Consider the following 23,028-nt stretch of genomic DNA (forward strand, 5'->3'; position numbering starts at 1 on the left):
CCGCCGCCGTTGCCGCCGCCGCCGTTGCCGCCGCCGCCGCCGCTGCCGCTGCCGCTGCCGCTGCCGTTACCCGTGCCGGGCCCGCCGCCGATGTTGCCGCCGGCGAAGCCGCCGCCGGGCGCGGCATCCTCGGTCTGGTCGTAGATGCTGTCGCGGAACGTGCCGGCCTCCGGGACCGGGGCGCGCCGGATCGAGCCGGTGGTGAGCACGTCCTGGAGCGGCACGAGCCGGCACAGGCAGCGCGGCTCCCCGCTCGGCCGCAGCACGAGCCGGCAGCTGGAATAGCGCCCGCCCTCGATGTAGCCCATGCACAGGTCCGGCGTCTCCTGCGCCGAAGCGGGAAGCGGCGCGAGGGCCGTGAAGGCGAAAGCGAGGAGTGGGATACTGCGACGCATGGCTTCGGCTCCGTGAAACAGATCGAACACAGAACCAAGTGCGGCGGAAACGGGGCGTTCCTCGGGGGCAATCAAATACGAAGCAACAAAGCCGGGCGAACCCTGCCGCCCCTATGCGTGCGAACGGCGCCCCGGGCCTCCCCGGAGCGCCGTGAAACCGGTCGCGATGCGTGTGGATCAGGCCGCTTCGGCGGTGTCGTGGGCGAACTCCCAGTAGAGCTCGCGGGCGCGCCGGGCGACGGGGCCGGGCTGGAGCTCACGGTCGTCGATCTTCACCACGGGCGTGATCTTCGCGTAGTTGCCCGACATGAAGATCTCGTCGGCGCCGAGGAAGTCCTCGTAGGTCAGCGCGCATTCGCGCACCGTGGCGCCGGTGTGGCCGAGCAGGTCGATGGCGCGCTGGCGGGTGATCCCGTTGAGGAAGGTGCCGTTCGGGACCGGGGTGAGGACCTCGCCGCCGCGCACCATGAAGATGTTCGACGTCGCGGTCTCGGCGACGTTGCCGAGCATGTCGAGCACGAGCGCGTTGTCGAAGCCGCGGTCGAGCGCCTCGCGCAGGGCGCGGGCGTTGTTGGGGTAGAGGCAGCCGGCCTTGGCGTCGGTGGGCATCGTCTCCAGCGACGGGCGGCGGAAGCGGCTCCTGGTGACGCGTGCGCCCTTGCCGGCGGGCGGCAGCGGCGCCTCGAACAGGCACAGGCAGAAGCCGATGTCGTCCGGGTCCGGCAGGATCGTCGAGGCGCCCTCGCCATGGCCCCAGTACATCGGCTTGACGTAGAGCGCGACGTTGCCGTCGAAGCGCTTCACGCCCTCGTGCGTGAGCCCGACGATCGCCTCCGTGCTCATCGTGGGGTTGAGCCCGATCTTGCGCGCCGACTCGTTCACCCGCGCCGCGTGGCGCCCGAGATCGGGAGCGACGCCCTCGAAGACGCGCGCGCCGTCGAAGACCATCGAGGCGAGCCACGAGGCGTGGCTGCGCGGCCCCATGATGCCGGGATTGCCCTCGTGCCAGTCGCCTTCGAACCAGGTCCAGGTGCGCGAGAACGTCGCCAAGGCCGCCTCCAGAATCATGCTTGCGTGCGGGATCGGTCAGTGATGCTGTCCCGATCGAACCCCGCCGGGCCGTCCGCGTCAATTCGGAAAAGCGCCCAGGACCGATGACGAGTGCTGATGGCACTCGTCAATCTTCGTGATCCCATCAGGGGATGCGGCAATAATGCCGGCGCCCGTCGTACCCGAGGAAGGTGAACGAGTTGGGATCGAAGGAGCGGTACTTGCGCGCGCAATAGGCGATCGCGTCCGCGTCGTAGCGCACCCGCGGCGCCCGCACGGCGGGGGGCGGCGCGGCGAGCGCCTGGCCGAGGATCGCTCCGGTCGCGAGCCCGATGATTCCGGCCGCCACCGCCGCGCCGGGATCACGCCGGTAGACCGGCGGGTACGTGTCGCGCGGGTAGCGGTAGCGGTACACCGTGCGCGGGCGGATCGGCCGACGCTCGTAGACGTAGCCGTCGTAGTACCGCCGGCGGTCGTAGTACACCGGCCCGCGATAGGCATCGAGGTGGAAGGAGATGCCGGGGTGGCCGCCGTCGTACGGGCGAGTCTGGAAGGGGCTGGGCTCTTCGGCCGCGGCGGGTGCGGTCGCCCCGAAGGAGGCGAGCGCGAGCGTCGCCGCCGCGAGGAGGGTGAGGAGGAGGTTTCTCATGGTCGGACGCCTCGTTCTCGGCGCGTTCCTCGCCCCCGCCGGCCGCGCGCGTTGTGAGCGGGAGGATAGCAGGGATGGACGTCGCGCCCAAGCCGTGAACCCCGATCGTCAACTCTCCGCGGAGCGCGTCCGTTCCGGGTCCGCTCCGCGCCCGGCGCGCTTCCCGTCCGCCGCCCGCCTCGCTATGGTCCGCGCCGTCGAACACGAGGACGAACCCCCATGCCCCTCACCGTCGCCGTCCAGATGGACCCGATCGAGCACATCCGCATCGCGGGCGACACGACCTTCGCCCTCATGCTCGAGGCGCAGCGGCGCGGGCACGCGCTGGTCTACTGGACGCCCGAGAGGCTCTCGATGCGCGACGGGCGCGTCGTGGCGCGGGTGCGGGATGTCTCGGTGCAGGACGTCGAGGGGGCGCACGCCACGCTCGGCGAGCCCCGGCGCATCGCGGTGGAGGAGGAGGTCGACGTCGTCCTGATGCGCCAGGACCCGCCTTTCGACCTCGCCTACATCACCGCCTCGCACCTGCTCGAGCGCGTCCACCCGAAGGTGCTCGTCGTCAACGATCCCATGCACGTGCGCAACGCGCCGGAGAAGATCTTCGTCACCGAGTTCCCGCACCTGATGCCGCCCACCCTGATCTCCCGCGACAAGGAGGAGATCCAGGACTTCCGCCGCGAGCACGGCGCGGTGGTGATGAAGCCGCTGCACGGCCACGGCGGCGCGGCGGTCGTGCGGCTGATGCCCGACGACCCGAACTTCGGCTCGCTGTTCGACCTGTTCTCGGTGACCTTCCGCGAGCCCTGGGTGATCCAGAAGTTCCTGCCCCGCATCACCGAGGGCGACAAGCGCATCCTCCTCGTCGACGGCGAGGCGCGCGGCGCCATCAACCGCGTGCCGGCGGCGGGCGACATCCGCTCCAACATGGTGCGCGGGGGAGGGGCGGTGGCGACCTCTCTCACCGACAAGGAGCGCGAGATCTGCGAGGCGCTCCGCCCGCACCTGAAGCGCATGGGCCTGATCCTGGTGGGCATCGACGTCATCGACGGGCTCCTCACCGAGATCAACGTCACCTCGCCCACCGGCGTGCGCGCCGTGAAGGCGCTCGGCGGGCCGGACGTGGCGGTGGACGTGTGGGACGCGATCGAGGCCAAGCGCGCCTGAGCATGCCGCCGACCTCCCCGCTGGGAAGTTGCTCGTCGCGCGTGTGGCGGGCGGCGCGGTGACATTGCGCGGATATATCAGCCGTGATATCTTAAGCTCCGTTATCGGCCTGAAGAGATCACTCGTGATCAATCTGGACGCGCTCGTCACCGCACCGGAGATGCAGGCGAAGGTCGCCGCTGCGGCCCGCGCGCGGCGGCTCGCGCTCGACCTCACCCAGGACGCGCTGAGCGCCCGCAGCGGCGTCCCGATCGCCACCCTGCGGCGCTTCGAGGCAGGCGAGGCGGCGAGCTTCGCCACCGTGCTCGCGGTTGCCGAGGCGCTCGACGCGCTCGACGCGTTCGCCGCCCTGTTCCCGCCGCCCGAGCCCACCTCGCTCGACGACCTCGCGCCCCCGGCACCGAGACGCAGCCGCGCCGGACGGCGGCGCTCGTCGTGAACGAGCGCCTCGCCGTCCACCTGGACTTCGGCGGCGGGACGCCACCGCGGCGCATGGGACGGCTCGGACGCGATCCGGCCCGGCGCGCGATCGCCTTCGAGTGGGACGAGGCCTTCGCCGCGGCACCGCTGCCGGTGTCGCCGCTGCGGGCGGGACGCTATCGCGAGCTGCTGCGGCCCGACGCCGGACGGGGGGCGACGCTCCCCGGACTGTTCGAGGACAGCCTGCCCGACGGCTGGGGACGCCTGCTGCTCGACCGCGAGATGGCCGAGCGCGGCGTCGATCCCGCCGAGCTCGGCGACCTGGCGCGCCTCGCCTATGTCGGCCGCCACGGCATGGGCGCGCTGACCTACCAGCCGGAGCTCGCCACCGCGCCCGACGACGCGGTCGATCTCGCCTGGTTCGAGGATGTCATTCCCCGCGTGGAGGACGCCGCGGCGGTCGACGAGCTCGCGCGCCTGCGCACGCTCGCCGGCGGCAGCCAGGGTGCGCGGCCCAAGCTCGTCGCGCTGATCGACGAGGGCAATACGCGGCAGCGGGATCATCGCGGTGCGCCCGGGGGCGGCTGGCGTGCCGTGCTGGTCAAGGGGCGCGGCTCGAGCGATCCGAAGGGCTCGGTCGAAGGGGAGATCGCCTATGGCGCCGCGATGCGGGCGGCCGGCATCCGCACGACGCCGATGCTGCCGCTCGCCGGCGCCCGCGAGTGCTTCCTCGCCACGGACCGGTTCGATCGCGTGGGCGACCGGCGGCTCCACACGGCGACCGTCGCCGGCCTGCTCGACACCGGGATGGTGCACGGCTCGATCGACTATCTCGCCATCGTCAAGCTCGCCAGGGTCGTGACCCGCAGCGCGGAGGACGTGGAGGAGGTCTTCCGACGGGCCGTGTTCAACGCACGCGCCTTCAACCGCGACGATCACGTGCGCAATCACGCCTTCCTCATGGACGCCGCGGGGACGTGGCGCCTCGCGCCCGCTTACGACGTGACCTTCTCGGCCGGGCCCGGAGGCGAGCACTCGACGGCGATCGCGGGGGAGGGGCGTCGGCCGGGGCGCGCGGCCTTCGCGCGCCTGGCGCAGGCCGCGGGGCTGAAGCCGCGTCGCCGCGACGCGGTCGTCGATGCGGTCGACGCGGCGCTGGCGCAGTGGCCGCGGCTCGCGGACGAGCACGACGTTCCCCGTGCGCTGGCGAGTCGGGTCGCCAGCGCGATCGATGCCGCCCGCCGCTGGGAGTGACGGCGAGCCCACGCCGGCGCCGCGGCGCCGTTGACCCGCGCGGCGCCGCCCCTTATCTCGACGATATCCCGCTTCCCCACGAGTTCATCGCCGTGAGCAAGATCGTCAAGCTTCCCGACCCGCGCCTGCGCCTCGCCTCCGAGCCCGTCGGCGCCATCGACGGTGCCGTGAAGGCGCTCGCCGAGGAGATGCTCGAGGCGATGTACGCCGCCCGCGGCATCGGCCTCGCGGCGATCCAGATCGGCATCCCCAAGCGCATCGTCGTGATCGATCTCGGACGCGAGGTCGAGGGCGAGACCGAGCTCGACGAGGACGGGGAGGAGGTGCCGAAGTACGAGGCGGACCCGCAGGTCCTCGTCAACCCGGAGATCCTCTGGCGCTCGGAGGAGACCCGGCTCTACGAGGAGGGCTGCCTGTCGATCCCCGACTATGTCGAGGAGGTCGAGCGGCCCGCGCGCATCCGCGTGCGCTGGACGGATCTCGACGGCGCCACGGTCGAGCGCGAGGCGGACGGGCTGCTCGCCACCTGCATCCAGCACGAGGTCGACCACCTCGACGGCCGGCTGTTCATCGACTATCTCTCGCGGCTCAAGCGCGACCGCGTGGTGAAGAGGTTCGCCAAGGCGGCCAAGCGCGAAGCCGAGACGGCCTGACGCGATGAGCTTGCGCGTCGTCTTCATGGGCACGCCCGATTTCGCGGTGCCGACACTCTCCGAGATCGTCGGGCAGGGCCACGAGGTCGTCGCCTGCTACACCCGCGCGCCGGCGCCGGCCGGGCGGGGCATGGCCGAGCGCCCCTCGCCGGTGCACAGGATGGCCGACGGTTTCGGCATCCCGGTCTTCACGCCGAAGTCGCTGCGCACCGAGGAGGCGGCCGAGGTGTTCCGCTCCCACGGGGCGGACGTGGCGGTGGTCGTCGCCTACGGCATGATCCTGCCGCAGGCGATCCTCGACGCGCCCGACATCGGCTGCCTCAACCTGCACGCCTCGCTCCTGCCGCGCTGGCGCGGCGCGGCGCCCATCCAGCGCGCGATCATGGCGGGGGACGCCGAGACCGGCGTCGCCGTGATGCGCATGGAGGCCGGGCTCGACACCGGGCCCGTGGCGATGGTCGAGAAGGTCGCGATCGGCCCCGACACGACCGCCGGCGAGCTGCACGATCGGCTGTCGGTGCTCGGCGCGGACCTGATGGCGCGCGCGCTCGCCGCCCTCTCGCGCGGCTCGCTCGCCTTCACGCCCCAGCCCGACGCGGGCGTCACCTACGCCGCCAAGATCACCAACGGCGACGCCGAGATCGCCTGGACGCTGCCGGCGCGGCGGGTGCACGACCAGGTGCGCGGCCTCTCGCCCTTTCCCGGCGCCTTCTTCACCGCCGATCTCGGCCGCGGGCCGGAGCGCATCAAGGTCCTGGCGACGCAGGTCGCGCAGGGCGACGAGGGCGGCGACGGCGCTCCGGGCACGCTGCTCAGCGCGGACGGCGTCGTGGCCTGCGCCGAGGGCGCGGTGCGGCTCGTGACGGTCCAGCGCCAGGGCAAGGCGGCGATGGCGGCGGTCGACTGGCTGCGCGGCGCGCGGCTCGCGCCCGGCGCACGCCTCGGCGGCGCCTGAGGATGCCCCGGTACAAGCTCGTCGTCGAGTACGACGGCACGCCCTACTCGGGCTGGCAGTACCAGGAGAACGCCCGCTCCGTGCAGGACGTGGTCGAGCGCGCCATCGCCGGCTTCTGCGGGCATCCCGTGCGGCTCCATTGCGCCGGGCGCACCGACACCGGCGTCCACGCCACCCACCAGGTCGTCCACGTCGACCTCGAGCGGGCCTTCCGCATCGACACGATCCGCGACGCGGCGAACGCGCACATGCGCGACGACCTCGTCGCGGTGGTCTCGGCCGCACCCGTGACCGAGACGTTCCACGCCCGGCTGTCCGCCGTGCGGCGGCACTATACGTATCGCATCCTCAACCGCATGGCCCCGCCGACCTTCGACCGCACCCGCGTCTGGCACGTGCGCCAGGCGATCGACGTCGCCGCGATGCAGGCGGCGGCGGACCTGCTCGTCGGGCATCACGACTTCACCACCTTCCGCGCCAGCCAGTGCCAGGCGAAGAGCCCGATGAAGACGCTCGAGCGGCTGGCGGTGGAGCGCGTCGGCGAGGAGGTGCGGGTGCACGCCGCATCGCGCTCCTTCCTGCACAACCAGGTCCGCTCGATGGTCGGCACGATCGCGCTCGCGGGCATCGGCCGCTGGTCGGTGGCTGACGTCGAGGCCGCGCTCGTGGCCCGCGACCGCACCCGCTGCGGCGCCCTGGCGCCGCCGCACGGCCTCTACTTCGTCGGCGTCGACTACGCCGAAGGCTCCGACGCGCCGCCCGACGCGGGTGCGTGAGGGGCGCTCCTCCCCCGTCGGGGGAGGTGGATCGGCGGCGAAGCCGACGAGACGGAGGGGGTGCGCCGCAGGCGCGCTTCGGCGGAGCCGAAATCGGCACGCGTCGAGCCGGGGGACCCCGCCCCTGATCCGCTTCGCGGATCGTCCCCGCCCCGATGGGGCGCGAGCGCGGCAAGCATCGCGAAACCATGCCCGGGCACGGGCGCTTAACCTGAACGCGTGTTGACGCTTTCGGATTAAGACTCCTCCAAGCGACGTCGATCACAGTCCTCGTACGAACCAACACACCGGTCGCGACAAGCAAGACCGGGGAGGCGTCGAACATGATCGATCAAGCTTTGCGCGAATTCGCCGATAATGTCTGCGAAAGCCGAACGATGACTTCCGGGGACGTGGCGCGCCTGCGCGCCATCGCGCTCGATGTCGGCGTCTCGACGCGGGAGGAGGCGGACGTCCTCATCGCGCTCGACCGCACGGTGAAGCGTGCGGACGAGGCGGCCGCGCAGGCCTGGTCGGAGCTGTTCGCATCCCTTCTCGTCGACTTCGCCGTGTGGGGCGCGCGCCCCACCGGCGTCGTCGACCCCGGGCTCGCCCGCTGGCTCGTCACCTCCGTGAACGCCTGCGGCGGCCCCAGCGAGAACGCCCGGCGCGCCGTCGCGCAGATGGTGCGCGAGGCGCACAAGGTCGACGAGACGCTGCTCGTCTTCGTCATGCGCGGCGGCGTCATGCGCATGCGCGACGTTCTCGACGCGCCGGAAGCGCCCAAGCGGCTCGAGGACGCCGCCCGCAAGGCCGAGCGGGTGGCCTGACCGCAGGGCGCGGACGAGGTCCGGCTCGCCCTCTCAGTCGAAAGAGGCGTGGACGAGACCCGCCGTGGGTCGCTAGAAGCTGAGGCGTCTCAACGCCGACCAGCGAGGCCCGCGTTCATGTTCGACAAGATCCTCATCGCCAATCGCGGCGAGATCGCCTGCCGCGTGATCAAGACCGCGCGGAAGATGGGCATCGCGACGGTCGCCGTCTTCTCCGACGCCGATCGCGATGCGGTGCACGTCGACATGGCCGACGAGGCGGTGCACATCGGCCCGGCTGCGGCCTCCGAGAGCTATCTCGTCATCGAGAAGATCGTCGAGGCCTGCCGGCGGACGGGCGCGCAGGCGGTGCACCCCGGCTACGGCTTCCTGTCCGAGCGCGAGGCCTTCCCCAAGGCGCTGGCGGATGCCGGGATCGTCTTCATCGGTCCCAACCCCGGCGCCATCGCCGCCATGGGCGACAAGATCGAATCGAAGAAGGCGGCCGCCGCCGCGAAGGTCTCCACCGTGCCGGGCTTCCTCGGCGTGATCGAGAGTCCCGAGCACGCCGTCGCCATCGCCGAGGAGATCGGCTTTCCCGTGATGCTCAAGGCCTCCGCCGGGGGCGGCGGCAAGGGCATGCGCATCGCCCACTCGAAGGACGAGGTGGCGGAGGGCTTCGCGCGGGCGAAGTCGGAGGCGGCGAGCTCCTTCGGCGACGACCGGGTCTTCGTCGAGAAGTTCATCACCCAGCCGCGCCACATCGAGATCCAGGTGCTCGGCGACAAGCACGGCAACTGCATCTGGGTCTCCGAGCGCGAATGCTCGATCCAGCGCCGCAACCAGAAGGTCGTCGAGGAGGCGCCCTCGCCGCTGCTCGACCCGCAGACCCGCCGCAAGATGGGCGAGCAGGCCGTCGCGCTGGCGAAGGCGGTGGGCTACGACAGCGCCGGCACGGTCGAGTTCGTCGCCGGGCAGGACAAGTCGTTCTACTTTCTCGAGATGAACACCCGTCTCCAGGTCGAGCACCCGGTCACCGAGATGATCACCGGCATCGACCTCGTCGAGGAGATGATCCGTGTCGCCGCCGGGGAGCGGCTCCGCTTTGCTCAGGACGACATCCAGCTGAAGGGCTGGTCGATCGAGAGCCGCATCTACGCCGAGGATCCCACCCGCAACTTCCTGCCCTCGACGGGGCGGCTGACGATCTACCGCCCGCCGGCGGAGGGCGCGATCGACGGGATCAGCGTGCGCAACGACACCGGCGTCGAGGAGGGCGGCGAGATCTCGATCTACTACGATCCGATGATCGCCAAGCTCGTCACCCATGCGCCGACCCGCGAGGCGGCGATCGACGCGCAGTCGCGCGCCCTCGACGCGTTCGCCATCGACGGCATCCGCCACAACATCCCCTTCCTCACCGCGATCATGCAGAACCCGCGCTGGCGCGAGGGGGCGCTCTCGACGGCCTTCATCGCCGAGGAGTTCCCGGAGGGCTTCCAGGCGCCCGAGCCGGTGGGCGTGGTCGCGACCCGCATGGCCGCGGTGGCGGCCTGGATCGACTACCTCGAGGCCAAGCGCAAGCGCACGATCTCCGGCCAGATGCTCGGGCGCGCGCTCCACGTCTCGCGCGAGCGCGTGGTGATGCTGGAGAAGCAGCGCTTCGACGTCACGGTGGACGAGCGCCCCGACGGCGTCGTGCTGATCGGCTTCTCCGACGGCAGCACCGTGCCGGTGGCGAGCGACTGGCGGCCCGGCAGCCCGGTCTGGGAGGGCAGCGTCGCCGACGTGGCCATCGCGGTGCAGGTGCGCCCGATCGTCAACGGCGTCTTCCTGCAGCACCAGGGCGCCTCGGCCAAGGCGAAGGCCTTCACGGCGGCGGAGGCGCGCTTCGTCGAGCTGATGCCGGAGAAGAAGGCCGCCGATACCTCCAAGCAGCTGCTCTGCCCGATGCCGGGCCTCGTCAAGGCGCTGATGGCCGCCGTCGGCCAGGAGGTGAAGGCGGGCGAGCCGCTCGCGATCGTCGAGGCCATGAAGATGGAGAACGTCCTGCGTGCCGAGCGCGACGGAACGGTGAAGGCGGTTCACGCGAAGGAGGGCGACAGCCTCGCCGTCGACGCCGTCATCCTCGAGTTCGCCTGACGCGCCCGCCGCGATGCCGCTCTACTTCGCCTACGGATCCAACATGGACCGCGCGCAGATGGCCGTGCGCTGCCCGGCCTCGCGGCCGGTCGGCCCGGCCCGGCTCATGCGCCATCGCATCGTCGTCATGCGCGAGGGCTGGGCGAGCGTCGTGCGCGCGCCGCAGGGCGCCGTCTGGGGCGTGCTGTGGGACCTCGCGCTGCGTGACGTCCCCGCGCTCGACCGCTACGAGAGCCTCCACACCGGGCTCTACGCGAAGCTGGTCCAGCCGGTGCTCACCGAGAAGGGCGCGCGCCGCGCCATCGTCTATGTGGGGCGCGCGAGCGAGGGCGGCACGCCGCAGCCGGGCTACCTCGAATCGGTGGTCGCCGCGGCAGAGGCCGCCGGCCTGCCGCCGAGCTGGCTCGCGACGCTCCGGGCGCTGCATCCGGACGCGGCGCAAAGGCGCAGTTCCTGACGATGCCGGCAACGGAGGCCGACGAACGCGCCTTTCTGTAACCTACACCCTTCCGTGATGGCGCGGCTTCGCGCATACTTCGGAAAAACACGGATGCGGGAAGCTCGATGAGCGACAACGAACGACGCGGCGCGCTCTATGCGCCCACCTTCATCGCGGTGGCGCCGAACGGGGGCCGGCGGTCGAAGGCGGACCATCCCGCCCTGCCGCTCACCGCGGGGGAGTGCGCCGCCGTCGCCCGCGCGGCGCAGAGCGCAGGGGCAGCCATGATCCACCTGCACGTGCGCGATCGCGAGGGCCGCCACAGTCTCGACGCCGGCCTCTACCGCGAGGCGATCGCCGCCGTGCGCGACGCCGCCGGGCCGCGGATGGTGGTGCAGATCACGACCGAGTCGATCGGCCGCTACGCGCCCGACGAGCAGGTCGCCGTCGTCAAGGCGGTGAAACCGGAGGCGGTGTCGATGGCGCTGCGCGAGATCGCGCCTGCCGAGTCCGACGCCAAGCGCCTGTCGGATCTGCTCGCCTTCTGCGAGGCCGAGCGCATCGCGCCGCAGATCATCGCCTACGACCGCACCGACGCCGACCGGCTCGCCCGCTGGGCGCATGCCCGGGTGATCGACGCGCGGCAGGTCTCCGTCCTGTTCGTCGGCGGGCGCTACGACCCGCCGACCCCCGCGCGTCCGGCCGATTTCGTGCCGATGATCGAGAGCTGCGCGGACATCTATCGCGACTTCATGGTCTGCGCCTTCGGTCCGCGCGAGGCCGGCTGCGGTGTTCTGGCCGGGCTTCTCGGCGGCCACGTCCGCTGCGGCTTCGAGAACAACCTCGCGCTCCCGGACGGCTCGCCCGCCGCCGACAACGCGGCCGTGGTAGCCGCCCAGGCGAGGGCGCTCACGGCGGCGGGGCTGACGATCGGGGACGCGATCGCGTTGCGCTCGCTCTGGGGGATCGAGGGACGCTGAGGTCCGCCGTGGCGCGGCGCTTTGACGGCGGGGCCCGCACCGACTATGTGATGGGGCGTCACAGGAGAGGAAGGGTGCGGCACCGCAGGGTGCGCCCCTCGCAACGTTGATCGAGATCGTCATCGCCGCGGCCCTGATCGGGCTGAACGGCCTGTTCGCCCTGTCGGAGCTCGCCGTCGTGTCGGCCCGCCGGGCGCGTCTGCGTGCACTCGCGGAACAGGGGAAACGGGGCGCCGCCACGGCCCTCGCCCTCGCCGAGGACCCGGGACGATTCCTGTCCACCGTGCAGATCGGCATCACGCTCGTGGGCATCCTCGCCGGAGCGTTCTCCGGCGCGGTGCTGGGCCAGCGCCTCGACGCCGTGCTCGAGCGCTACGGGGTGCCGGTATCGGTTTCCGAGCCGCTCGCCTACGTCGTCGTCCTCGGCGCGATCACCTACCTGTCCGTGATCGTCGGGGAACTCGTGCCGAAGAACCTCGCATTGCGGAATGCGGAGGGCATCGCCTGCGCCGTCGCGCCGGCGATGAACGCGGTCTCGCGCGCCGCCGCGCCGGTGGTCTGGCTGCTGGACGCCTCCACGAAGCTGATCTTCCGCGCAGCCGGCATCGGGACGGAGGCGGAGGTCTCGATCACCGACCAGGACATCCGCTCGCTGATGGCCGAGGCGGAGACGGCCGGCGTGATCGAGACGGACGAGCGCCGGATGATCGCCGGCGTGATGCGCCTCGCCGACCGTGCCGTTCGCGGCGTGATGAAGCCCCGCACGGAGGTCGACTGGATCGATCTCGCCGGTCGGCAGGAGGAGATCCGCACGACGCTGCTGACGACGACGCATTCCCGTCTTCCCGTCGCGGACGGCGGGGCGGACAACGTGATCGGCGTCGTGCAGGTGCGCGAGCTGCTCGCGCCGCTGCTGCGTGGCGAGGCCCTCGACCTGCGGGCCGTCGTCCGGCCGGCGCCGGTGATCCCCGACACGGTGGACGCGCTCGCCGCGCTCGCCGTCCTGAGGCGGGCCGAGGTGCCGATGGCGCTCGTCCACGACGAGTACGGCCACTTTGAGGGGATCGTCACGCCGGGAGACGTGCTCGACGCCATCGCCGGCGCGTTCCGGTCCGACGTCCCCGGTGCGGCCGAGGCGGAGGCGGTGCGGCGCCCGGACGGGAGCTGGCTCGTCGCCGGCGCGATGCACGCCGACGAGATGGCGGAGCAGCTGGGGCTCGCCCTGCCCGCCGACCGCGACTACGAGACCGTGGCCGGCCTCGTGCTGACCGCCTTCGAGCGTCTGCCCGCGACGGGCGAGGCGATCGAGGCGCACGGCTGGCGTTTCGAGGTGGTCGATCTCGACGGGCGGCGCATCGACAAGGTGCTCGCGACCCGCCTCCGGTCCTGAGGCACAGGCGCGACCGGCTTCGCGGACGACGACGACGCCGACCGCGGCTATCCTGGGCTCCGCCCCGAGGCTGCGCGCGCTCTCGCGGGTGTCGACGGTGTTGCGCCCGGCGGCTGCGGCAGGGCCGAAGGGCTCTCGACGCAGGCCACCTCGCTGGCGCCGCCGATCGCGCTTCCCGGCGCGACCGGCGGTGCTCGAGCGAACGCCCGCGCGGGGAGGACGCAGGGCATCAGCGTCGCCGCCGCCGCGAGAAGGAAGACGCCCTCGCGCCCGAGCGACGGCGAGAGCGCGCCGCCGACGAGCGGCCCGATCATCGCGCCGAAGGTGAAGATCAGGAACGTCGCGCCGAAGCCGGCGGACGGTCGCGCACGGAACACGCGCAGGCTCCAGACGCCCAGGAGCCCCGTCGCGAAGATGAAGGCCGCCCCGAATAGAGCCCCCGAGACGACGATCGCCGCGCCCGAGGCCGGCGCGAGGCCGATCAGCAGGCAGGCGGCCGCGATCGCCGCGAGCGTGCCGCGGGTGACGAGCGGCAGCCCGCGCCGGTTCACGGCGTCCCCGGTGAGCGCGCCGACGAAGCCCGACACGCCGGTGAGCGCCCAGAAGGCGATCTCCGGCCGCGCGAGCGCGCCGAGCGACCCGCCCGCCTCGAAGATCGTCGCGATGGAGAAGGTCCAGTACACGGCGGTCGTCAGCCCGGCGACGAGCGCGCTCGCATAGAGCGGGAGCGCCGCGGGCACGACGAGATCGGCCGCGCGGAAGGCGGGCGCGCGCTCCGCCCCGCCGGGTGCCCGGTGCGGCGGGCGGGGCGGAGCGAGCGCGATCGCGCCCGCGCCGAGCAGCACGGAGGCGAGCGCGAAGGCGGCCCACGCGTGCTGCCACAGCTCGGCGGGCACGAGCGCGAAGGGCGCGGCCAGGATCACGCCGGCGCCGGTGCCCGAGTTCATCACCGCGAAGAGCCGGTTTCGGGCGTCCTCGCGCGCCGCGACCGAGACCCAGTCCGACAGCGCGGGAAAGACGAGCCCCGGGCTTGCACCCGCCAGCGCGACACCGACGGCGAGCACGGCGAGCCCGTCCGCCAGAGCCACGATCGCCGCGCCTCCGGAGGCGGCGGCGACGCCGAGCACGATCGGCAGGCGCGGCCCGACTCGGCCGGACGCCCAGGCCGCCCCGATCGTTGCGAGGACGTAGGACGCGTAGGAGCCGCTCGCCACGAGCCCCTGCATCGGCGCGTCCATCCCGAACGTCTCGGCCATCCGCGGCAGGAACAGCCCGTAGCCGTAGCGGGCGATCCCGAACGAGACGCCCACGAGCGCGAGCCCGGCGGCGGCGGTCCAGAACAGCGGGGGAGGGCGGCGCATCGCGGCCTCGCTTCCGAGTATACAAGCTTGTATAATAGATCTGGCGAAGCGAGTCGAATCTGCGCTCGAGGTTCAGCTTGTGCCAGAAGCTGCAGGAGGTTTCAGGTATCGAATGAGCGAAAGCAGGGGCCTCATCGTCGAGACGGCCGACGACGTGTTCTATCGCCGTGGCTTCGTCGGCGTCAGTGTCGAGGATCTGCTGGCGGCCTCCGGGCTGTCGCGCGGGACCTTCTACAAGCACTTCCGCAGCAAGCACGCGGTCGTGCTCGCGGTCCTCGCCCGCCGAGCGGCGCTGTTCGAGGACGCGATCGCACGCGGCCTCGCGGACGCGCACGGACGGGATGCGATCGCGGACGGGCTCTTCGCTGCGCTGGCCGATTGGCACGCGACGCACGGCGCGCGCGGCTGCCTGTTCCAGACGGCGGCATCCGAATACGGTCGCGGCCACCCGGACGTCCTGCGGCTCGCGCGCGACCACAAGACCCGCGTCCGCGGCCTCGTCGAGGCCGCGCTCGCGCGCGCCGGCGTGCGCGACGCGCGATCGGCGGCCGAGCCGCTCGTGCTCCTGATGGAAGGCGCCGTCGCGCTCGGCCAGTTCGCCGACCAGCGCCGGCAGATCGAGGCGGCGCGGCGGGTGGCGCGCTCGGTCGCGTGAGCGCATGTCTCGGCTCCGCCGAAGCGCGCCTTGCGGCGCACCCCCTCCGTCTGGTCGCCTTCGGCGCCGATCCACCTCCCCCGAGGGGGGAGGAGCGCGCTCCCGCCCCCTCGGGGCGGGGACGATCCGCGCAGCGGATCAGGGTCGGGGTTCCGCGGCTCGACGCGTGCAGTTTCGGCTTCGCCGAAGCGCGCCTTCGGCGCACCCCCTCCGTCTCGTCGCCTTCGGCGCCGATCCACCTCCCCCGATGGGGGAGGAGCGCGCTCCCGCTCCATCGGGGCGGGGACGATCCGCGCAAGCGGATCAGGGGCGGGGTCCCGTTGCTCGACGCGTGCAGTTAAGGCTTGGCGCGAAGCGCGCCTTCGGCCCGTCTCCCTCACGCCTCCGGCCGGCGATACACCCAGACCCGGGCCGGGGGCAGGTTCAGCCAGATGCGCTGGGACGGGGTCGCGGTGTACTCGCTCGGGTGCTTGGGGATCGGCGGCACCACGGCGTAGGTGAACTGCACGAAGGGCGCGCCGGGGCGCGACAGGTCGTGGGCGGCGCGCAGGAGGGCGAGGCGCTGCTCCACCGGCTTGGTGAACAGCGGCAGCGAGGAGATCGTCGCCACCGCGGGCTCGGCGAGCAGCTCGCTCACGGTGGTGCGGATGTCGTAGGCGTCGCCCTGGATCACCGTCGCGCGCGGGAAGCGGTGGCGCAGCAGGCGGCAGAAATCCGGGTTGAACTCGACGAGCACGAGCCGCTCCTGCTCGATGCCGCGGCGCACCAGCGCGTCGGTCACCGGGCCCGTGCCGGGCCCGAGCTCGATCACAGGCCCGGACTCGCGGGCGTCGACGTAGGCCGCCATGGTGCGCGCGAGCAGCTTGCCCGAGGGCGTGACGGCGCCGGTGACGAGGGGTCGCTCGATCCAGGAGCGCAGGAACCGGGCCTCGTCGTCGAGATCGACCGGAACCTTCTTCTGCGTTTGCCGATGGGAGCTTGGCAGCACGCCTGATTCCTTTCCTGGCGGCGGCCCGGACGCGCGGGCGAGCCGTATAGAGCAACCGTACCGACGCACGTCAAGCCCGTCCGGTTCCGCCGAAGAACTCGCGCACCCTGTTCAGGAAGCCGTGGCTTTCCGGATGCGTGTCCCGCGAGCATTCCGCCTCGAACTCCTGGAGGAGCTCCCGCTGCCTTTTCGTGAGATTCTGTGGCGTCTCGATGACGACCTGGATGTGGAGGTCGCCCACGTCGCGCGAGCGGAGCACCGGCATGCCCTTGCCGCGCAAACGGAATTGCTTGCCCGTCTGCGTGCCCGCCGGGATCGGCACGCGCGCGTCGGAGCCGTCGATCGTCGGCACGGTGACCTCGCCGCCGAGCGCCGCCTTGATCATCGGGATCGGCACGCGGGCGAACAGGTCCGCCCCGTCGCGCTGGAAGAAGGAATGCGGGGCGATCGACAGGAATATGTACAGATCCCCCGCCGGGCCGCCGCGCAGCCCCGCCTCGCCCTCGCCGGCGAGCCGGATGCGGGTGCCTTCCTCGACGCCGGCGGGAATGTTGACCGACAGCGTCCGCTCGCGGGTGACGCGGCCGGCGCCCTGGCAGATCTCGCAGGGATCGTCGATCACCTCGCCGCGGCCGAGGCAGGTGGGGCAGGCCCGCTCGATCGTGAAGAAGCCCTGTGTCGCGCGCACGCGGCCGTAGCCGTTGCAGGTGCCGCAGGTCTTGGGCTTCGAGCCCGGCTTCGCGCCGGAGCCGCCACACGCCTCGCAGGCGATGGCGGTGGGGATCTTCAGGTCCTCGGTGCGGCCCTTGAATGCGTCCTCGAGCGTGATCTCGAGGTTGTAGCGCAGGTCCGCCCCGCGCTCGCGGCCGCCGCCGCCGGCTCCCGCGCGACCGCCGCGGCGCGGCCCGCCCTCGCCGAAGAAGTTCTCGAAGATGTCCGACATGAAGTCGGAGAAGTCCGGCCCGAAGCCGGGCCCGCCGGCAGGGCCTCCGCCGGCGCCCTGGAAGGCGCCGTGGCCGAAGCGGTCGTAGGCCGCCCGCTTCTGCGGATCGGAGAGGACCTGGTAGGCCTCGTTGAGCTCCTTGAACTTGAGCTCGGCCTCGGCGTTGCCGGGATTACGATCCGGGTGCCATTGCATGGCGAGCTTGCGGAAGGCGCTCTTGAGGGCCTTCTCGTCCGCCGTCTTCTCGACGCCGAGGATCTCGTAATAGTCGCGCTTCGCCATCGGGGAAGGTGCCTTCGCTCAGTCGCCTCGCAGGATGGGCGAGCGGCCGGGGCTGGGACCCGGCCGTATGGTCGCTCGAACGCCCGCGCGGAGGGTCCCGTGCGGGCGCTTCGTCGTGGACACGCCGACGCCGCGCCCGCCGGGCTCGAAAGAGCCCGATCGGACGCGGCGCCGCTCAGGAGCGCGTGCTCGTCACGCGCGCTTCTTCTTGTCCTCGTCGTCGACCTCCTGGAAGTCGGCGTCGATGACGTCCTCGTCGCTCTTCTGCTCGGCCCCGCCCTCGGCGGAAGCCCCGCCCTCGGCGCCCTCGGCCTGGGCCTTGTACATGGCCTCGCCGAGCTTCATCGAGGCCTGCATCAGGTCGTTCGTGCGCGACTTGATGGTCTCGAGCTCCTCGCCGCCGAGCGCCTCGCGCAGCGCGTCGATCGCGGTCTGGATGCCCTGGCGGTCGTCCTCCGAGACCTTGTCGCCGTAATCCTTGAGCGACTTCTCGGTGGAGTGGACGAGCGCCTCGCCGTGGTTCCTCGCCTCGACCAGCTCGCGGCGCTTCTTGTCCTCGGCGGCGTGCGCCTCGGCGTCCTTGACCATCTTCTCGATGTCGGCGTCGGACAGCCCGCCCGAGGCCTGGATGCGGATCGCCTGCTCCTTGCCGGTCGCCTTGTCCTTGGCCTGGACGTTGACGATGCCGTTGGCGTCGATGTCGAAGGCGACCTCGACCTGCGGCACGCCGCGGGGCGCGGGCGGGATGCCGACGAGGTCGAACTGGCCGAGCAGCTTGTTGTCCGCCGCCATCTCGCGCTCGCCCTGGAAGACCCGGATCGTCACCGCGTTCTGGTTGTCCTCGGCCGTCGAGAAGACCTGCGCCTTCTTCGTCGGGATCGTGGTGTTGCGGTCGATCAGGCGCGTGAACACGCCACCCAGCGTCTCGATGCCGAGCGACAGCGGGGTCACGTCGAGCAGCAGCACGTCCTTGACGTCGCCCTGGAGCACGCCCGCCTGGACCGCGGCGCCGATGGCCACGACCTCGTCGGGATTGACGCCCTTGTGCGGCTCCTTGCCGAAGAAGGACTTCACCGTCTCCTGCACCTTCGGCATGCGGGTCATGCCGCCGACGAGCACGACCTCGTCGATCTCGCCGGCCGAGAGGCCCGCGTCCTTGAGCGCCTTGCGGCAGGGCTCGACGGTGCGCTGGATCAGGTCGTCGACCAGGCTCTCGAACTTGGCGCGCGAGAGCTTGAGCGCGAGGTGCTTCGGGCCGGACGCGTCGGCGGTGATGTAGGGCAGGTTGATCTCGGTCTGCGTCGTGGACGAGAGCTCGATCTTCGCCTTCTCGGCGGCCTCCTTGAGGCGCTGGAGCGCGAGCTTGTCCTTCGTCAGGTCGATGCCCTGCTCCTTCTTGAACTCCGCCGCGAGGTACTCGACCACGCGCATGTCGAAGTCCTCGCCGCCGAGGAAGGTGTCGCCGTTCGTCGACTTCACCTCGAACACGCCGTCGCCGATCTCGAGGATCGAGATGTCGAACGTGCCGCCGCCGAGGTCGTACACCGCGATCGTGCCGGTCTGCTTCTTGTCGAGGCCGTAGGCGAGCGCGGCTGCGGTCGGCTCGTTGATGATGCGCAGCACCTCGAGGCCGGCGATCTTGCCGGCGTCCTTCGTCGCCTGACGCTGAGCGTCGTTGAAGTAGGCGGGGACCGTGATCACGGCCTGGGTGACGGGCTGCCCGAGATAGCTCTCGGCCGTCTCCTTCATCTTCTGAAGGGTGAAGGCGGAGATCTGCGAGGGCGAATACTGCTTGCCGTCCGACTCGACCCAGGCGTCGCCGTTGCCGCCGCGGACGATCTTGTAGGGGACGAGATCCTGGTCCTTCTTCGTCGTCGGATCGTCGAAGGTGCGCCCGATCAGGCGCTTGATCGCGAAGAAGGTGCGCTCCGGATTGGTGACGGCCTGGCGCTTGGCCGGCTGGCCGACGAGGCGCTCGCCTTCGTCGGTGAAGGCGACGATCGAGGGCGTGGTGCGCGCGCCCTCGGCATTCTCGACGACCTTGGGCGTCGTCCCCTCCATCACGGCGACGCAGGAGTTCGTCGTACCCAGATCGATACCGATGACCTTACCCATGGCGGGATCCCTCACTTTCAAGCAGACCGCCGAGCCCCGAAGCGACTCGGCCCATGGCTGACTTACAGTTGCCTAGCAGGTTGCTTTCGCTTGCGATTTCGAGCCGTCCGCCCCCCAGGCATCCGGCTCTTCGTGAACGCGGCTGATATAGGCGTGCCGAAATCACGCCGCAAGGCGGGACATGGGCCGGCGGGCGCGGCGGTTCAAGGGCGGCAGCGACTTCGATGTCGGTTCCGCAGGTCCCTCGAGCACCTCCCTCGATCACCTCGCGGACGGGCCCGCGGATGGACACGCGTGCGCGCCTCGCCTAGGGTCGCGCGGTCGCAACCGTCCGGGTGCCGGTACTTGCCTTCCAGAGCCCTCCGCTCTCCAAGAGCCCTGCGCGGAGCCCTCCGCGTCCTCGCGTTCTCGCTGCTCGCCGGCCCGATGGCGGTCGTGGCGGTGCCTCCCGTCGAGGCGCAGCCGCTGGAGCTGCCGGGGGCGCAGTTCTCGCAGCCGCCGGCGCCGGTTCCGCAGCCCGCCGCACCGGCCGCGCCGAGCCTGCCGACGACCCCCGACGCGCCCACCGCGCCCCTCCCCGTGGCGCCCCCCGGCACGGTCGCCGATCCCGCCGCGCCGGCCCTGCCGCCCCCGGCGGACATCACCGAGCTGACGCTCCACCGCGACGCCCGCGAGGGGGCGCTCGACATCGCGCGCACCGGGCAGGGCCTCGCCGCGACGCTGACGCTCGAGGGCAGGGGCATCTCCAATCCGCAGGAAGCCTGCGCCGTCACCATCGCCGACGGGGTGCGAGGTGCCGAGGGGGAGGAGGGCGTCGCGCTCTCGCCGGTGACGCCGCTCGGGCGCTACGCCCGCTACCGCCTCGCGGCGCCAGCCTGCCCGGTCGTGGTGACGCTCTTCGCGGACGCCGCGATCCTGTGGCACGAGGGGTTCTGCACCTTCGAGGCGGCCGATTGCCGGGTCGATCCCAACGGCGTCTGGGGACCGCGGGCGGACGCGCTGCCGACGGACCCCGTACGGCTCGAGCGCGATCTCGCCGAGGCGGACGAAGCCGTGCGCGCGGCCTTCCGCACGCTCGCCGAGCGCAGCGAGGGGGATGCGCTGCGCGCGGTTCTCGCCGAGCAGGCGGGCTTCTCGGCGGAGCGCGTCACCGCCTGCGCGCGCTACGAGGGAGAGGAGCGCCAGGGCCTTTGCGCGGCGCGCTGGACGCAGGCCCGCGCGGCGGGTCTCCAGGAGCGGCTGGGCACGACGCCGGCTCCCGTGCCGCGTGCCGACGCGCCTGCGGCGGTGCCGGAAGCCCCGGCGCCGCTGTCGATCCTGCCCACGGACAATTGAGACGCGGTCTCACGAGGTCGCGGCTCGGCCGCGCCGCACCTTCTCCCAGCGCTTCACCGCCCGCTCCCGCCGCACGCGGCCGAGCCGGCGCAGCCAGAAGATTCGGTCGAGCTGGTCGATCTCGTGCTGCAGGCAGGCGGCGCGGAAGCCTTCCGCCGCCTCCTCGCGCGCGGCGCCGTCGAGGTCGCGATAGGCGACGCGCACCGAGGCCGGCCGCTCGACCTCGTCGGTGATGCCCGGCATCGACACCGAGCCCTCGGTCGCGCGCGCCGTCTCGTCGGACGCCCACACGACCTTCGGATCGCAATAGACCCTCGGAGCGGCGTCCCCGGGCAGCTCCAGCACGGCGATGCGGCGCATCGCGCCGACGTGCGGGCCGGTGATGCCGACGCCGGGTGCCGCGCGCATCGTCTCGAGGAGGTCGTCGGCGAGCGCGCGGGTCTCGGCGTCCGGCTCGCCGACGGGGGCGGCGGGCGCGGAAAGCAGCGGGTCGGGCCAGCGCAGGATGGGGCGCACCGGCATCAGCCGGCCTCGGAGGGCGTGCGGTCGAGCAGCCGGTCGATCGCCTGCTGGGCGGCCTCGACCTCCGCCTCGTCGGGCAGGTCGCGCCCGCCGGAATTGAGGAAGGCGCTGGCGCGCGCGATCAGGCGCCTGAGTGCCGGTCCGGTCACCTCGGCCACGTGCGCGGCGTCCTCCGGCTCGCAGGGCGGGCGCAGGGCGCGGATCGCGGTGGTGGCGAGGCGGTCCATGGCACGGGTGAGGGCCTCGAACGCCGCGCGCCGCTCCTCGGGCAGCGCCGCGTAGGCGGCGTGCGCGGCGGGCGCGCGGCGCAGGTGCGAGGCGGCGAAGTAGGTCGGGTAGTCCACCGGCCGCCAGGCGGCGAGGTCGCCGAACGCGTCGGCGTCCTCCGCCGCCAGCTCGACGAGCATGAGGACCTCGCTGAAATGGTTCAGGTAGTCGTTCGAGAGGCCGCCCGCCGTCGCGTCGGCACCATCGGGCGCCGGCGCCGCTCGCGTCTCGTCGATCGGGCCGTGCATGGATGGTGCACCGTCGGGATCGGGGAGGTGACGCATCCTGGCGCACGGGGCCGAATAAAGTATTACCTTCGTCCCGGACCCGCGGGACACGAGGTGCGACATGTGCGGCCGCTTCATCATCACCTCGACGCCGGATGTATTTCGCGACACCTTCGGCTACGCGCAGACGCCAAACTTCCCGGCGCGCTACAACGTGGCGCCGACGCAGCCCGTGCCGGTCGTCGTGCACGAGGCCGGCGCGCCTCGGTTCCGGCTGGTGCGCTGGGGCTTCCTGCCCTCCTGGACCAAAGACCCGAAGGACTTCCCGCTGGTCATCAACGCGCGGGCCGAGACGCTGCTCGAGAAGCCGACCTTCAAGGCGGCGATGAAGCGCCGGCGCTGCGTCTTCCTCGCGGACGGCTTCTACGAGTGGCGCCGCGAGGGCCGCGTCAAGGCGCCCTGGCTGATCCGCATGGCGTCCGGCGGCCCGATGCCGATGGCGGGCCTCTGGGAGACCTACGCCGACCCGAGCGGCGGCGAGATCGACACCGCGGCAATCGTCACCACGGACGCCAACGGCACGCTGTCTGCCATCCACCACCGCATGCCGGTGATCCTCTCCCTCGAGGACGTGCCCCGCTGGCTCGACGGCGCGGGCACGAGCGACGTCGAGGCCCGCGCGCTCGCACGTCCCTGCCCGGACGCGTGGATCGACATGGTCCCGGTCTCGCCGCGGGTGAACAAGGTCGCGAACGACGATGCGCAGAACATCGTGCCGCTCGATGCGGAGGCGCCGGCGCCGGAGGAGCCCCGCGCCGGGCGCGGTCGCACGACGCGCAACACCGACGAGGACGGGCAGGGGCGGCTGCTGTGATGGCCGTGGAGGTGCGGGAGGGCAACGAGGATCGGCATAATTGACAAGTTGTTGAAGCGTCGGTAGGCATACTCGAGAGGGCGGCAGGCGGCCGTGTGCCCCGAAACTCGGCGGAAGCTACGTCCCCGCTGCGCGCGTTCCAGCCGCCGGGCGATCGACGAGGATGGCGATGGTCACTCGGTTTCTGCACCGCGGCCCCGAGCAGCCGACGTCCGAAAGCCCTGCCGAGCGCGACGCGCGCATCGCGTACGAGCGCGAGCTGATCGAAGAGGCGCGGAGGGAGATCGCTGACGGTCACGCGATCAAGGGCGATGACGCCCGCGAACTCCTCCGCGCATTGAGAGAGGGGCGTCCGATCTCCATCCCGGACACCTCGTCGCCGCGGCTGCGCTGACGACCGATGC

24 protein-coding genes are annotated in these 23,028 nt (G+C 72.1%); 15 read left to right on the forward strand and 9 right to left on the reverse strand.

Annotated features, from left to right (window positions below):
- The 3 genes from G407_RS31860 to G407_RS30720 all read right to left on the reverse strand — a co-directional run.
- A partial coding sequence (locus G407_RS31860) for a hypothetical protein (protein WP_210163137.1) occupies positions 1-395 on the reverse strand: 395 nt, incomplete at its 3' end.
- 177 nt (positions 396-572) lie between these two features.
- On the reverse strand, positions 573-1,463 hold the full coding sequence (locus G407_RS0119215) for a branched-chain amino acid aminotransferase (RefSeq protein ID WP_043540208.1): 891 nt from the start codon (positions 1,461-1,463) through the stop codon (positions 573-575).
- Positions 1,464-1,590: 127 nt separating this feature from the next.
- Positions 1,591-2,094 carry a BA14K family protein gene (locus tag G407_RS30720; RefSeq protein ID WP_052341597.1) on the reverse strand — a complete coding sequence of 168 codons (504 nt, stop codon included), beginning with the start codon at positions 2,092-2,094 and terminating at the stop codon, positions 1,591-1,593.
- A 219-nt stretch (positions 2,095-2,313) separates the two neighbouring features.
- Between G407_RS30720 and gshB the strand changes: the two genes are divergently transcribed.
- From gshB to G407_RS0119275, 11 genes are all read left to right on the forward strand, one after another.
- Positions 2,314-3,258: a glutathione synthase gene (gshB, locus tag G407_RS0119225; protein ID WP_029032130.1), complete on the forward strand. Its 945-nt coding sequence runs from the start codon at positions 2,314-2,316 to the stop codon at positions 3,256-3,258.
- A 124-nt stretch (positions 3,259-3,382) separates the two neighbouring features.
- Positions 3,383-3,697: a helix-turn-helix domain-containing protein gene (locus G407_RS0119230; RefSeq protein WP_029032131.1), complete on the forward strand. Its 315-nt coding sequence runs from the start codon at positions 3,383-3,385 to the stop codon at positions 3,695-3,697.
- Entirely contained in the window at positions 3,694-4,932 is a 1,239-nt protein-coding gene (locus tag G407_RS28775; RefSeq protein ID WP_052341600.1) for a type II toxin-antitoxin system HipA family toxin, read from the forward strand. Before G407_RS0119230 ends, G407_RS28775 begins: the two co-directional genes overlap by 4 nt.
- A gap of 86 nt (positions 4,933-5,018) precedes the next feature.
- Positions 5,019-5,585: a peptide deformylase gene (gene def / locus G407_RS0119240; protein WP_029032132.1), complete on the forward strand. Its 567-nt coding sequence runs from the start codon at positions 5,019-5,021 to the stop codon at positions 5,583-5,585.
- 4 nt (positions 5,586-5,589) lie between these two features.
- Positions 5,590-6,540: a methionyl-tRNA formyltransferase gene (gene fmt, locus G407_RS0119245; protein ID WP_029032133.1), complete on the forward strand. Its 951-nt coding sequence runs from the start codon at positions 5,590-5,592 to the stop codon at positions 6,538-6,540.
- 2 nt (positions 6,541-6,542) lie between these two features.
- Complete coding sequence (gene truA, locus G407_RS0119250) at positions 6,543-7,316, forward strand: tRNA pseudouridine(38-40) synthase TruA (protein ID WP_029032134.1); 774 nt, start codon at positions 6,543-6,545, stop codon at positions 7,314-7,316.
- Positions 7,317-7,693: 377 nt separating this feature from the next.
- Positions 7,694-8,125: a hypothetical protein gene (locus G407_RS28780; RefSeq protein ID WP_052341601.1), complete on the forward strand. Its 432-nt coding sequence runs from the start codon at positions 7,694-7,696 to the stop codon at positions 8,123-8,125.
- 117 nt (positions 8,126-8,242) lie between these two features.
- On the forward strand, positions 8,243-10,246 hold the full coding sequence (locus G407_RS0119260; protein WP_029032135.1) for an acetyl-CoA carboxylase biotin carboxylase subunit: 2,004 nt from the start codon (positions 8,243-8,245) through the stop codon (positions 10,244-10,246).
- 13 nt (positions 10,247-10,259) lie between these two features.
- A complete protein-coding gene (locus G407_RS0119265; protein WP_029032136.1) occupies positions 10,260-10,703 on the forward strand; it encodes a gamma-glutamylcyclotransferase family protein in 444 nt (147 codons plus the stop codon).
- A 107-nt stretch (positions 10,704-10,810) separates the two neighbouring features.
- Complete coding sequence (locus tag G407_RS0119270; RefSeq protein WP_029032137.1) at positions 10,811-11,665, forward strand: beta-keto acid cleavage family enzyme; 855 nt, start codon at positions 10,811-10,813, stop codon at positions 11,663-11,665.
- A gap of 106 nt (positions 11,666-11,771) precedes the next feature.
- Positions 11,772-13,055 (forward strand): hemolysin family protein, encoded by a 1,284-nt coding sequence (locus G407_RS0119275; protein WP_029032138.1) that lies wholly within the window; start codon positions 11,772-11,774, stop codon positions 13,053-13,055.
- A gap of 47 nt (positions 13,056-13,102) precedes the next feature.
- Here G407_RS0119275 and G407_RS0119280 read toward each other — a convergent pair whose 3' ends face one another.
- Positions 13,103-14,416: an MFS transporter gene (locus G407_RS0119280; protein ID WP_029032139.1), complete on the reverse strand. Its 1,314-nt coding sequence runs from the start codon at positions 14,414-14,416 to the stop codon at positions 13,103-13,105.
- 112 nt (positions 14,417-14,528) lie between these two features.
- Here G407_RS0119280 and G407_RS0119285 point away from each other — a divergent pair, with 112 nt between their 5' ends.
- The gene (locus G407_RS0119285; RefSeq protein ID WP_029032140.1) at positions 14,529-15,071 is read left to right on the forward strand and encodes a TetR/AcrR family transcriptional regulator; all 543 of its coding nucleotides are present in this window, start codon (positions 14,529-14,531) and stop codon (positions 15,069-15,071) included.
- A gap of 376 nt (positions 15,072-15,447) precedes the next feature.
- Here G407_RS0119285 and G407_RS0119290 read toward each other — a convergent pair whose 3' ends face one another.
- From G407_RS0119290 to dnaK, 3 genes are all read right to left on the reverse strand, one after another.
- Positions 15,448-16,059, reverse strand: a complete 612-nt coding sequence (locus G407_RS0119290) for a class I SAM-dependent methyltransferase (RefSeq protein WP_029032141.1) — start codon at positions 16,057-16,059, stop codon at positions 15,448-15,450.
- Between the two features lie 70 nt (positions 16,060-16,129).
- Entirely contained in the window at positions 16,130-17,284 is a 1,155-nt protein-coding gene (dnaJ, locus tag G407_RS0119295) for a molecular chaperone DnaJ (RefSeq protein ID WP_029032142.1), read from the reverse strand.
- 192 nt (positions 17,285-17,476) lie between these two features.
- Positions 17,477-19,399 (reverse strand): molecular chaperone DnaK, encoded by a 1,923-nt coding sequence (gene dnaK / locus G407_RS0119300; protein WP_029032143.1) that lies wholly within the window; start codon positions 19,397-19,399, stop codon positions 17,477-17,479.
- Positions 19,400-19,834: 435 nt separating this feature from the next.
- On the opposite strand from dnaK, the gene G407_RS0119305 reads away from it, so the two are divergent.
- Positions 19,835-20,734, forward strand: a complete 900-nt coding sequence (locus G407_RS0119305) for a DUF1311 domain-containing protein (RefSeq protein WP_029032144.1) — start codon at positions 19,835-19,837, stop codon at positions 20,732-20,734.
- 9 nt (positions 20,735-20,743) lie between these two features.
- Here the strand turns inward: G407_RS0119305 and G407_RS0119310 are convergent, their stop codons facing one another.
- A complete protein-coding gene (locus tag G407_RS0119310; RefSeq protein WP_029032145.1) occupies positions 20,744-21,256 on the reverse strand; it encodes a peptide deformylase in 513 nt (170 codons plus the stop codon).
- Complete coding sequence (locus G407_RS28785; protein WP_052341602.1) at positions 21,256-21,771, reverse strand: hypothetical protein; 516 nt, start codon at positions 21,769-21,771, stop codon at positions 21,256-21,258. Before G407_RS28785 ends, G407_RS0119310 begins: the two co-directional genes overlap by 1 nt.
- A 100-nt stretch (positions 21,772-21,871) precedes the next feature.
- On the opposite strand from G407_RS28785, the gene G407_RS28790 reads away from it, so the two are divergent.
- Both G407_RS28790 and G407_RS0119325 read left to right on the forward strand, forming a co-directional pair.
- The gene (locus G407_RS28790; RefSeq protein ID WP_043540209.1) at positions 21,872-22,624 is read left to right on the forward strand and encodes an SOS response-associated peptidase; all 753 of its coding nucleotides are present in this window, start codon (positions 21,872-21,874) and stop codon (positions 22,622-22,624) included.
- Positions 22,625-22,787: 163 nt separating this feature from the next.
- Positions 22,788-23,018 (forward strand): hypothetical protein, encoded by a 231-nt coding sequence (locus G407_RS0119325; RefSeq protein WP_156917646.1) that lies wholly within the window; start codon positions 22,788-22,790, stop codon positions 23,016-23,018.
- Positions 23,019-23,028: the final 10 nt, after the last annotated feature.

This window comes from Salinarimonas rosea DSM 21201, from assembly GCF_000429045.1.
GTDB lineage: Bacteria > Pseudomonadota > Alphaproteobacteria > Rhizobiales > Beijerinckiaceae > Salinarimonas > Salinarimonas rosea.